This is a genomic window from Colwellia echini, assembly GCF_002843355.2.
GTDB lineage: Bacteria > Pseudomonadota > Gammaproteobacteria > Enterobacterales > Alteromonadaceae > Colwellia > Colwellia echini.
In genome coordinates this window covers 62,124-75,442 of record NZ_PJAI02000016.1, presented here as the reverse complement: position 1 = coordinate 75,442, position 13,319 = coordinate 62,124, and the positions used below count along the sequence as shown (strand labels likewise).

Genomic DNA, 13,319 nt, shown 5'->3' with positions numbered 1-13,319 from the left:
GCCGATAAAACAGGTTATCCAACTGAAATGCTTGAGCTTGGCATGGATATGGAAGCAGACTTAGGTATTGATTCAATTAAACGTGTTGAAATCCTAGGTGCAGTACAAGAAATAATTACTGACTTACCTGAGCTTAATCCAGAAGATTTAGCAGAGCTCAGAACCCTTGGGGAGATAGTTTCTTATATGCAAGGCAAGGTAACAGCTGTTTCAAATGTTGTTTCACAAACGCCAGATATACAAGTGAAAACCGTTTCTGAAGTAACTATCGATTTAGATCATATTCAAACAGTGATGATGGAAGTGGTGGCCGATAAAACAGGTTATCCAACTGAAATGCTTGAGCTTGGCATGGATATGGAAGCAGACTTAGGTATTGATTCAATTAAACGTGTTGAAATCCTAGGTGCAGTACAAGAAATAATTACAGACTTACCTGAGCTTAATCCAGAAGATTTAGCAGAGCTGCGTACACTTGGTGAAATTGTAAAGCACATGCAAGATAAAATGCATGGAGGTTTACCACCTATACCTCCAACTGAGCCACCAAGCGATAAAAAACCTAAGGAAATTAAAAGCTTTGAAAAAAACACAACAATTGTAAATATCGTTAATCCAGCGCCTAGTGCTACAGTAGCGCTACAACCATTATCATCAATAACTAAAATAGCACAAGACTTTACTAATCATGACATAGCGCAACAACCTAACGTTTTACTGGTTGATGATGGTAGCGATACGGCAATATTAGTCAGTGAAAAGCTTATAATCGATGGTTGGCAAGTGACGGTGCTAAAACCAAATTGGCTAAGAGCTAATATTAATGAAAAGACTAAAGAAAAAGTTAGCAATAAAATTAAAAACCAGTTTAACAAAGCGGTCAATGTTATTGATATTGGTAGTAAAGACAACACCATTGATGAAGCGCAAGTAAGCCAAATACTTCAACAACATGCTCAGTTTGATGCGGTTATTTACCTTCAAGAAAATAGCCAATTTGGCGGTGAAGAAAATGACGAGCTGGTGTATTCAAATGCAGCTAAACAAGGGTTAATGTTAGCATTCGTTTTAGCAAAACATTGTAATGTTAAATCGGCAACGAATGCCCGAGCATCATTTATGGTGGTTACTAAGCAAGGTGGGGCACTTGGTTTTACAGACACTGAAAATGCAGAAACACTCGTTAAAGCTAACTTACAAACTGATTTAGTACAAGGAGGTTTAAGTGGCTTGGTGAAAACTCTATCACATGAATGGAGCGGACAAGCTGATAATGAAAGCGCTGTATTCTGCCGATTAGTCGATTTATCCGATACATTAGCTGCTGAGAGTGCGGCAAGTATCATATATGATGAATTATTTGATCTTGATGGTTCACTAATCGAAGTTGCGTATGATACTGATAATCTAAGTCACAAGCTAAGCGATAACTCAAGCAATAACTCAAGCAATTACATCGGCTCACGATTAACCTTAGTTGGCGAACAAACTGATAGTTATTCGCTGGCACAAAATAATTCTAACTCGAGTACTAATTCAGCTAATAACTTAAATACTACGCCGATTACTCAAGACTCAGTATTTTTAGTCAGTGGTGGTGCAAAAGGAGTTACTGCTCATTGTGTTATCGAAATTGCCAAGCAGCACAAATCGACGTTTATTTTAGTAGGACGCTCACCTTTATTAGCGTCGAATGAAAAGCACGAACCAAGTTGGGCTTCAGGACATCAAGATGAAGTAGCATTAAAAAAAGCTGCTATGCAAGTGCTTATTGCTTCTGGTGAAAAGCCAACGCCAGTTAAAGTTTCTGATTTCGTCCGTCCAATTTTAGCTAATCGTGAAATTATACAAACTCTTAATGCAATTAAACTGGCGGGCGGACAAGCAAAATATGTTGCTGCAGATGTCACTAACAGTGAAAGTGTTCATGCTGCGGTTGAGCCAGCCATTAAAGCGTTAGGCTTAACAGGCTGTAACGCCATTACTGGCATTATTCATGGCGCAGGTGTTTTAGCGGATAAGTTTATTGAACAAAAAACGCTTCAAGAATTTGAAGCGGTCTATAGTACTAAAATTGACGGTTTGCAATCGTTATTATCGGTTTGCCAAATTGAAAATATTAAGCATTTAGTACTTTTTTCATCCGCAGCAGGTTTTTATGGTAACCCTGGACAATCTGATTATTCTATCGCTAATGAAATATTAAACAAAACCGCCTATCGTTTTAAAGCACAATATCCAAATACCCAAGTATTGAGTTTTAACTGGGGACCTTGGGATGGTGGCATGGTAACACCTGAGCTAAAACGTATGTTTGATGCACGCGGTGTTTATATTATTCCCCTTGATGCTGGCGCAAAATTATTAGTTAAAGAGCTTAATGCTAGTAGTAACCGTTGTGCACAAATCCTAGTGGGTAATGACCTTTCCAAAGATTCAGGAGTCGGTACGGTAAATGATACGGTACCAGTGGATGACTCTGTAAAAAAGTCACTAGTTAGTCGCTTACCTAAAGCAGTGTCAGTTTTTAAGACACTGCAAGTGACTAACAATCCTTTTTTAGCTGATCATGTTATTAATCAAGAGCAAGTATTGCCAACGGTATGTGCGCTTGCATGGATGAGCGAAGCGGTAACAAATGCATATCCTGCATATCAGCTACAAAGCATTAATAATTATAAATTATTAAAAGGTGTGACCTTTGACAGCAAAGCACAAAGTAAAGACTTTACGATAGCGCTTAGCTTTGAAGATGCTCAAGAAGCAAATACTCAAGGAGCAAATACTCAAGAGACTAATATTAAAGAAAATAATACTCAAATAGTAAATTGCAAAATATCTTCGCTGAATGAAGAAACAGGTAAAACGGTATTTCATTACAGTGCTCAGCTTGTTTTAACTGACAACTCAGCTAACAAAGATAATTTAGTGACTAAAATTGATACTAACTTTATCAATGGTTTAACTGCTAAGGTAGAGACTAAGTTAACTGATAAGACAGCTAAAAATGCAAATGATTTATATCAAAATGGTACCTTGTTTCATGGTGAAAGCTTACAAGGCATAATTCAACTTATTGAATGTAATGAACAAGGTTTATTACTTGGTTGTAAAGTGCCGTTAATTGCTGAGCAAAAACAAGGTGAATTCGCACTAGATATAAAATCAAGTAACAATACTAATAGCTTCGCTAATATTTTTGCTAATGACTTGGCTTATCAGGCCATGCTTGTCTGGGTAAAACGCGAATTAGGCTTAGGCAGTTTGCCGTCAAGTACTCAAGCGTGGCAGATTTATGAGCAGATCGAAATTAATAAAGCATTTTATATACAATTAAAAGTCGTTAAAAGTAGTGGAAAAGGCGCAAACCGTGGCAACTTAGTTGCCGATATCAACTTTATTAATGAAGCTGGTGAAATACTTGCAGAAATAAAGTCGGCGAAAGTTACCGCAAGTGAAAGTTTAAACGACATGTTTTTACCTGTTGAAATGGCAGGAATAACCAAATAAATGCTCATGAATAATATTGCTATTGTTGGTATTGATGCGCAGTTTGGTGACTACGCTACTATCGATCGTGTTGCCCGAGCTTTATACTTGGGTAAGGTGCACTTGGGTAAGACGCATTTTAAAGCTAGCGATCTTGTATCAACAAAACCGTTATCTTTAAATAAACTGATAGATGATAGTTCGCAGCGCATGTTGTCTCAGCTATCTGCTACGCCAACGGTTAATCAGGAATTAAAAGATTCAAACCTAAGCGTTATTGTTGTTACTGATAATATTGTTGATGCTGCTAGCGATAACCCTGTTAAAAAAAATAAGACCGCTTTTGACCTTCAAAACAAACAATCGATTATTGTGGTGGATGAGTTAAGTGAGGCGTTAACCCTAGCTACTGAACTTACAGACAAAAAATGTTTGGTTGCGATAATCGGTTTGAGCCTAAACACGGCTGAAAACGTTAATGGTACCGAAGTAAATGATACTGATATAAATAATACCGATATAAATGATACGGATATAAATAACACCGATATAAATAACACCATTAGCTTCGATCAATCTTTTACCTGTTATCAAACTGTATCAGGTTTTGCGAGTTTTTTGCTCTGTTCAAAACAAATAGCCGAAGATAAAAACTTACCGATTTATGCTCAAATTGATAGCATGGCGGTATCAAAGGTTAACGCTATTGCGATGCAAGAGGCGGTTAAACAATCGTTAGCCGAGGTTGCAACACAGCACACAGGCGCAAACATAGGTTTAGTTGAAGTCTCAGCATTAGGGCATAACCCGCACACGGATGTAGACTTAAGCGAATTAGAGGCTGGCGTATTACTTAATAGTTATCCCCTTGAGCCGACAACTAACGAACTTAATCACACAATGACTACCAGCCTAACTCGTGCCATAAGTTGTGCGCGAAGTGTTACTGGTGAGGGAGGGCGTTTTTCACAGGTCTTGGGCTTATTACGCACTGTGATAGCTTTACAACAACGTTATATCCCCGGAATTAACGATTGGCAGTCAGTTAAAGCTTTATACTCGCTTGAACCAGCTAATCATTTAGCTAATCATTTAGTTAAGAACTCAGACGCGAAATCATCGGCTACGAAATCTACTTTATGCAATTGGCAGTCATCGGCTTTTTATTTTCCAACAACAGCTAGACCTTGGTATCCCAATTCTGATGCGAGCAAACACAGTGCCGCTTATAGTTGTTTAACTGCAAACAGTTATTGTCATATTGTTTTGAGTGAATACGTTGAAAACAAAAGTAGTGAACAAGTGGCTGTTCGTTACAATGGTCACTTAGCTAATAGCGATTTACGTCTGCTATTAGTTAATGGTGATAATGAAGCAGAGTTACAACAAACATTAACGAACTTGCTAGCAAAACTTCTAACCCGTAACGCTAATTTAAAATTGATGGCCGATCAGCAATATCAACAGTATCGAGTTAGTTCAAACAAAACCTATACGTTAGCATTATTGGCTGAATCAATAGAAGAATTACAAAAAGAGATCCAGTTAGCACAAGCGGGCATTAAAGCTGCGTTTGAAAGTCTTTTAACTAAACAAGTCCCGAGTAAATCGAGCACTCAATGGAAAACGCCTAAGGGAAGTTACTTTACTGCAGATACTTTAGCAAAGGGACAGGATAACAATGTCTGTTTTATGTATCCAGGTATTGGCGCCACTTACCTTGGTTTAGGTAGTGACTTGTTACAACTGTTTCCAGAAATCTATCCACAGATTGTTAATTTAGCTGATGATATTGGCAGTAGTTTAAAAGATCTATTAATAAACCCGCGTAGTATTAATCGCTTAAATTTTAATGAATTAAAGCAACGAGATTTAGCTTTGCGTGGCAATCTAGCTGATATTGCTGAAGCTGGTGTGGCGTTTAGTTGTGTGTTCACCAAAGTGCTTACCGAGGTGTTTAAGCTTAAAGCTGATTTTGCTACGGGTTATTCCATGGGGGAAGTTAGCATGTATGCGGCTTTAGGCTGTTGGCAAAAACCTAGTTTATTAACAGATCGTTTAGCTAATTCAAAAACGTTTAATGAACGACTGTCAGGCGATTTACTCACCTTACGCGAACAATGGAATCTGCCAGAAAAAAATATCGATAATAATGCCAATACTGTGTGGGAAACTTACACCATTAAGGCCACCTTAGCCGAGGTTGAAGCGGAAATTACTGATGAAGATAGAGTGTTTTGCACCATTATTAATACGCCAGAGCAGTTATTAATTGGTGGCTATCCTGAAGATTGTTTACGGGTAATTAATAAACTTGGCGTGCGTGCCATGCCACTTAATATGGCTAATGCTATTCATAGTGAACCTGCAATCACGGAATACAATAACATGGTTGATTTATACACCATGGCGGTAAATCAACGTAGTAGTACAAAACTGTATTCAAGTTCTTGTTACTTACCTGTGCCGCAGTTGAGTAAAGCTATCGCTAACTCTATCGCTAAATGTTTATGTGATCGAGTTGACTTTCCTCGCTTGGTGAATGCACTTTATGATAATGGCGCGCGCGTATTTATTGAAATGGGTGCAGGGCGTTCATTGTCGGGATGGGTGGAGAAGGTTTTGGAGCAGAAAGGTCAAAGTGTAACAGTGCCTGTTAATGCAAAAGGCGTGAGTGATGAGTTAACTTATTATCGCGCCATTGCAAAACTCGTGAGTCATGGGATAACACTTGATCTTACGAGTTTGTTTTACGGCACTATGATAATCAGTGCTCGTAATTAGAAAACTAATCATTAGACATAATTAAAAAATCCAAACAGCTGAATAATATTAATCAACATCAGAATGTAGATAAAAGAGAGATTCATGGAAAACATCGCCATTGTAGGTATCGCCAATTTATTTCCCGGCTCAAGTGCGCCACAAGAATTTTGGCAACAATTACTCAACAAACAAGATTGCCGTTCAAAAGCGACTTTTGCACAAATGGGGGTTGATGTTGATAAATACACAGGTAAAAAAGGTGATATTGATAAATTCTACTGCGTTCATGGTGGCTATATAGGTGCTTTTAACTTTGATGCCCAGGTTTTTTGCGATCAAGTAAGCCAATTGACGACAGGTTATTTAAATCAACTTGATGATTTAAATCAGTGGTCATTGTATGTCGCAGAGCAAGCATTACGTGATGCAGGTTATTGGCGTAGTGACAAACTTGCTAATTGTGGCGTAATTTTAGGAAACTTATCTTTTCCGACCAAATCATCAAACCACTTATTTATGCCTTTGTATCATCAAGTGGTTGAAGACACTCTACAACAAGTTTTGGAGACTGATTTTAAATTAACTTCATTTTCTAATCACATTTCAAATGATAATGTGCTTGTTCAAGCTGACAATGCACTGGTTGCAGGTTATCCCTCGGCACTAATTGCCAAAGCGGCAGGGCTTGGCGCTACGCATTTTTCACTTGATGCAGCTTGTGCGTCAAGTTGCTATTCTGTGAAACTAGCCTGTGATTATTTGTTGACAGGTAAAGCTGACATGATGTTAGCCGGCGCAGTGTCAGGCGCAGATCCACTATTTGTTAATATGGGCTTTTCTATATTTCAAGCTTACCCAGAAAACAATGTACACGCACCGTTTGATAAAAACTCACAAGGTTTATTTGCCGGTGAAGGTGCGGGCATGATGGTATTAAAACGTGAAAGTGATGCCATTAAAGCCGGCGATAAAATTCACGCCATTATTAAGGGCGGCGCGTTATCAAATGATGGTAAAGGTGAATTTGTATTAAGTCCAAATACCAAGGGGCAAGTATTAGTTTATGAACGCGCTTATGAAAATGCAGGTGTTAATCCTGCTGATGTTGATTATATTGAGTGCCACGCAACAGGTACGCCAAAGGGTGATAAAGTTGAACTTGGCTCGATGGAAACATTCTTTTCTCGTTATGATGAAAATGTAACCAGTAACAACCAAACTAAGAGCACTACTCACCATAAACCTGTACTTGGCTCAGTAAAATCAAATCTCGGACATTTACTTACTGCTGCAGGCATGCCTGGCATGACCAAAGCAATATGGGCGCTTAATGAAGGTAAAATACCGGCAACAATTAATTTGCATCAACCTATTACTACAAAGCAAGGGTATTTGGGAGCAGCACAAATGCCAACTCACACCCTTGATTGGCCGACCAATAATAATACTCAAACAGCACATAAACCTCGAATAGCCGGCGTGAGCGTTTTTGGTTTTGGTGGCTCTAATGCACATTTAGTTTTACAACAGCCTAACGCTTTAATGAGCGTAAAACCGAGTGCGGATATTGATAGAGAAGTAACACAAGCCAAGCCAGTCGAGCCATTAGCTATAATTGGAATGGATGCGCACTTTGGCTCAGCAAAAAACTTAACAGAATTTGATACCTTACTTGATAGTCAATCAACAACCTTTAGAGAATTACCAGCAAAACGCTGGAAAGGTATTAACCACAATTCCGTAGTAATGAATGCTTTAGCATTAAATAAAGCGCCTATTGGTGGATATATTGAAGATTTTGAAATAGATTTTTTACGTTTTAAAATACCGCCAAATGAACAAGATTGTTTAATTCCTCAACAATTGATGATGATGAAAGTTGCCGATAATGCGGCTAAAGATGCCAACTTGACCGCAGGTAGTAATGTTGCGGTGCTCGTCGCAATGGGCATGGAGTTAGAGCTGCATCAATATCGCGGACGAGTAAACTTAGCCACGCAGATTGAAGATAGTTTATTTCAACAAGGTATTGAGTTAAGCAAAGAACAGCGCGAAACACTAACATCTATTGCTAAAGATGGGGTAGCCTTTGCCGCACAACTTAATCAATATACCAGTTTTATTGGTAATATCATGGCATCGCGTATTTCAGCATTATGGGATTTTTCAGGCCCTGCCATTACCGTATCTGCCGAAGAAAACTCGGTATATCGCTGTGTTGAGTTAGCGCAAAACTTATTTCAAACTAGTGATGTTGAAGCGGTTGTTATTGCCGGGGTTGATCTTGCTGGCTCGATTGAGAATATTACCTTACGCCAACATTATGGTGAGCTTGATGTTAATCCACTTGCAACTGAGCAATTGAAATCTCAGCGACAGGAGCAGTGGCAAGCGCAGTTACAGGAAAAGTGGAAAATTGGTGAGGGCGCTGCCGCGTTTGTTTTAAAACCTGCTATTGGCAATCAGCAAACGGCTTATGCCACCATTGATGGTATTGCCTTTGTTAATGATACTAGCCCAAAAGCTATTGATACGGCGGCTAATAAAGCGTTAACCCAAGCCAAACTAAGTGCTAGTGATATTAATTCCATTGAAGCACATAACAGTGGCTTTGCTACAGAGAATCAAGCCGAAGCAAGTAGTTTACCAAACTTGTATCAAGGAAAACCTATCGGCTCGGTGAAAAATAATATTGGACATACTTTTAATGCTTCTGGCGCGGCGAGTATTATAAAAGTAGCACTTAGCTTATCCAAAACTAACTCAGGGCAGCGTTTATTACAGGGCGCAGAGCCAACCCGAAATCACACGGCAATTAACGGTTTAGGTAAAGATGGCAGTTGTGCGCATTTAATACTCTCTTCAGTTACCCCTGTGCAGATAAAAACTGATCAAAATAACGTAATGCAAACAGCTGATACTAAGCCGCAGCGCCCTCAGTTGATTAAAACCATCACTTTAGGTGGAAACAAAATAACTGAAACAATTCTTAAGGCGAGTAAGCAAGAGAATGTTAGCTCGATCATTTCAAGTATCAAAAAAGTTTTCAGCGATCGCTCGGGTAGTCGTTTCGAAAATTTAAGCAATAGCACATTTAACAGCATAAATTTAGCGCAAGTTAAACCTAGATTTAGCCAAGTTACTGGCTCAACAGTTTCAAGCGGAGCAACATTGAACTCTTTAAATTCAAAACCGATCACAAAAGCAAACATCTCAGCAATTAGAGTAAAGCATTCGCTAAAGCAATACGTGAGCCAAGAGTCGGCGACGCACATGGCTTTTTTAAAGCACCGCCAGCAAGCTCAGGCATATATTGCGCAAATGCTCTCGCAACAATTATCTCAAGGACAATTAGCTCAAAAAATAGGGCAACAAGTTGGCGACACTAATAATTCTGCTGAAGCATTAAATGCGGCGCCTGATATCGGCTCAACAATACAATCAGGCTTTCAAATAAAAGGTCCTGCAGGTTATCAATACCCACCATTACAGTTAAAAGAGGAGTTTAATCAACCGAGTAATATTATTTGGGATACGGCTGCCTTAGTTGAGTTTGCAGAAGGTAGTATTGGTAATGTGTTTGGTGAAAAGTACCGTATCATTGATAGTTATTCACGTCGTGTTCGTTTACCAACCACCGATTATTTATTGGTTTCTCGTGTTACTGAACTCGATGCTAAAGTTAATGAATATAAAAAATCTTACATGTGTACTGAATATGATATTCCACTTGATGCACCGTTTTTGATTGACGGGCAAATTCCATGGTCAGTATCGGTAGAGTCTGGACAATGTGATTTATTATTGATCTCATATATTGGCATCGATTTTCAAGCCAAAGGAGAGCGAGTTTATCGTTTACTTGATTGTGAATTAACTTTTCTTGAAGAAATGGCTTTTGGCGGTGAAACCCTGCGCTATGAAATTCATATTGATTCGTATGCTAAAAATGGCGAACAATTGTTGTTTTTCTTCCATTACGATTGTTATGTTGGAGATAAAAAAGTCTTAATTATGCGTAACGGATGCGCAGGTTTTTTCACCGATGAAGAGCTAAAAGATGGCAAGGGCGTTATTTTAAATGACACTGACAAAGCACAACTTGCTAACGCTAAAAAATCTATTTTTACACCATTAATGCAACGTGAACGCAATATTTTTGATTATAACGACATGCTTAAATTAGTAAATGGCGATGTCGCAGGCTGTTTTGGCGAGCAATATAATCAACACGGGCGTAACCCGTCATTAAAATTCTCATCTGAAAAATTCTTGATGATTGAGCGTATTACTAAAATTGACCAAACTGGCGGTCATTGGGGGTTAGGTGTACTGGAAGGGCAAAAAGATTTAGCCCCTGAACATTGGTATTTCCCTTGTCATTTTAAAGACGATCAAGTGATGGCTGGTTCGTTAATGAGTGAAGGTTGTGGTCAAATGGCGATGTTTTACATGCTGTCGTTAGGTATGCACAGTCATGTTAATAATGCCCGTTTTCAACCTATGCCGGGCGAGTCGCAAACAGTGCGTTGTCGTGGACAAGTTTTACCGCAACATAATACGCTAACTTACCGCATGGAAGTCACCGAAATGGGCATGCAACCATTCCCATATTTAAAAGCTAATATTGATATTTTACTTGATGGCAAAGTGGTCGTTGATTTTAAAAACTTATCAGTGATGATCACCGAGCAAGATCATAACTCTCCGTATCCGGTGGCTTTGCCTAATAATACGGTGCTTGTTAAGTCTACTTTCACAGAAAAATCACTAACTGAAACTGATTTAGACGAGCGCGGCATTGCTCCATTTAAACATCCAGAGCGTCCTTTAATGAAAGTGATGTCTGATTTAGACGCGCCAAAAGAAAAGGGCGTAACACCCATTAAGCACTTTGAAGCACCTATGGTTGCAGGTCATAATCGCGTGCCTGATCAAGTTCCATTCACACCTTGGCATTTATTTGAATTTGCTACAGGTGATATTTCAAAATGTTTTGGTTCTGACTTTGATATTTATTCTGCTAATAGCGAAGGTAATAGAAAAGGTCGTATTCCGCCGAGAACTCCTTGTGGTGATTTACAAGTGGTTACGCAAGTGGTTGAAGTTAAAGGCACGCGTTTAGATTTAAAGAGTCCTGCAAGTTGTATTAGTGAATATTTTGTTCCTAAAGACGCATGGTATTTTACAAAAAATAGCCATGAAGCGTGGATGCCATATTCACTTATTATGGAAATTGCGCTACAGCCAAATGGTTTTATTTCAGGTTACATGGGCACAACTTTAAAATACCCAGATAAAGATCTATTTTTCCGCAACCTTGATGGCACAGGTGAATTGCTCAAGCAGGTGGATTTACGTGGAAAAGCTATCATCAATAATTCTGTCTTGTTAAGCACTACCATGGCAGGCGGTATGATAGTGCAAAGTTTTACTTTCGAGCTTTATGTGAAAAATGAAGATGTAGCGACTCAAAACATTGCTAAACACGAGCTATTTTATAAAGGCACTGCCGTATTTGGTTACTTTGGGGCAGATGCATTAACTAACCAACTTGGTATTGATAACGGTAAAATTACTCATGCGTGGTTTGAAGATAATAATACGCCAAAAGCAAACATTGACGTTATTAATTTACGCGATTCACAATTAAGCTTTTACCAAGCACAGCCTAACAAACCACATTATAAGCTAGCGGGCGGGCAAATGAACTTCATTGATACTGTTTCAATCGTTGAAGGTGGTGGCAGCGCTGGCGTTGCTTATGTTTATGGTGAAAGAACTATTGATGCAAGTGACTGGTTCTTCCGTTATCATTTTCATCAAGATCCAGTTATGCCAGGCTCTTTAGGGGTAGAAGCTATAATCGAGCTAATGCAAACATACGCACTTAAAAACGATTTAGGCGCGCAATTTGTAAACCCAAGGTTCATCGCACCAACCAGTGTGGTTAAGTGGAAATATCGCGGTCAAATAACTCCATTAAATAAACAAATGTCATTGGATGTGCATATTACTGATATTGTTATAAATGATGATGAAGTACGTTTGGTAGGTGATGCCAACTTATCGAAAGATGGTTTACGAATATATGAAGTAAAAGATATTGTGTTATCTATTTCTGAGGCGTAATTGATTTAATTAAATGTTTAACGGATGAGTGCTGCAGATATAAGACCATGGATACCCGACAAGATACTTCGGGTATGACGTGGTTAGTGTGACGGGCATGAAGTGATTAGCATGAGTATTAAACTTTTTAACTTTGCAGTCGTCATTCCCGTATTATCTTGGCGGGAATCCATTGTCATCTTAGCGAGTCAGTGGTATCGAGAGACTTTGGTATGACGTAGTTAGTGTGGCGGATATAACTTGGTTAGCGTGATTGTCAATCCTTAGTTATTATTCCCGCTAAACTAACTCGGGAATCTAGGCTATTAGCTTTAATAATTATCAAGGATGATAAGATGAAAAAACCGTGTGTATACATTCTTTCAAGTAAAAAAAATGGCACTTTATATATTGGTGTAACTAGTAATTTACAAAAACGTATTTGGCAGCATAAGAATAAAGTTGTTAGTGGTTTTACGGAGGATTATCGAATTAATACTCTAGTTTACTTCGAACAATTTGACGATATGGAAAATGCGATTAGTCGCGAAAAAGTATTAAAAAAATGGAACAGAGCTTGGAAAGTAAGATTAATTGAAAAAAACAACCCAAATTGGCTAGATTTGTACGATGGTATTCTTTAATCAAGTAATGAAAAAAATGGATACCCGACAAGATACTTCGGGTATGACGTGGTTGGTGTGACGGGCATAAAGTGATTAGCATGAGTATTAAACTTTTAGCTTTGCAGTCGTCATTCCCGTGTTGTCTTGGCGGGAATCCACTGTCATATTGGCTGGCATAGAGCTACCAAGACAATTCAGGTATGAAGTGATTAGCATGAATATTAAACTTTTAGCTTTGCAGCCGTCATTCCCGTGTTGTTTTGGCGGGAATCCACTGTCATTTTAGCGGGGTCAGTGTTATCAAGTGATTTTGGCATGACGAGATTA

The 13,319-nt window shown here is 38.7% G+C and carries 4 protein-coding genes; all 4 read left to right on the top strand.

Features of this window, described 5'->3' with window-relative positions:
- On the top strand, nt 1–3,510 hold a 3,510-nt coding region (locus CWS31_RS13280), incomplete at its 5' end, for an SDR family NAD(P)-dependent oxidoreductase (protein ID WP_148747767.1).
- Nucleotides 3,511–6,273 (top strand): PfaB family protein, encoded by a 2,763-nt coding sequence (locus CWS31_RS13275; RefSeq protein WP_101342708.1) that lies wholly within the window; start codon nt 3,511–3,513, stop codon nt 6,271–6,273. It abuts the gene before it with no gap.
- 84 nt (nt 6,274–6,357) lie between these two features.
- The gene (locus CWS31_RS13270) at nt 6,358–12,387 is read left to right on the top strand and encodes a beta-ketoacyl synthase N-terminal-like domain-containing protein (RefSeq protein ID WP_101342709.1); all 6,030 of its coding nucleotides are present in this window, start codon (nt 6,358–6,360) and stop codon (nt 12,385–12,387) included.
- Between the two features lie 335 nt (nt 12,388–12,722).
- On the top strand, nt 12,723–13,010 hold the full coding sequence (locus CWS31_RS13265; protein ID WP_101342710.1) for a GIY-YIG nuclease family protein: 288 nt from the start codon (nt 12,723–12,725) through the stop codon (nt 13,008–13,010).
- Nucleotides 13,011–13,319 lie beyond the last annotated feature (309 nt).